The following is a 260-nucleotide window of genomic DNA, read 5'->3' as shown; positions in this document are numbered from 1 at the left end:
GCCGACGTGAACCTGAAGACTTTCGTGGCGCGCGCAGTCAACGACATGCGCAAGGAATATGTTGCCGACCGGGCCGACCGTGATCAGATGGAGTCGATCGCGAACGAGCGGATTGACGGCGTAAAAGTGCACGACGCCTACGTGTCGAACGGCGACGCCTACTCCGGTCGGGTGCTTGCGGCGAACGACCGGTACGTCCTGCAGCACAACGGCAAAGATCACGTTGCACTTCATCGCGTGCGCAATCTGAACGAAGCACC

Annotated in this window: 1 protein-coding gene; it reads left to right on the top strand. The window is 60.4% G+C overall.

Annotated features, from left to right (window positions below; all coding sequences use genetic code 11):
- Positions 1-260: hypothetical protein (locus SB786_RS36755; protein ID WP_410731655.1), on the top strand; the 260-nt coding region annotated here is incomplete at both ends.

The organism is Burkholderia sp. SIMBA_062 (assembly GCF_046534765.1).
GTDB classification, from domain to species: domain Bacteria; phylum Pseudomonadota; class Gammaproteobacteria; order Burkholderiales; family Burkholderiaceae; genus Burkholderia; species Burkholderia ambifaria.
This window is presented reverse-complemented; position numbering and strand designations above follow the sequence as displayed.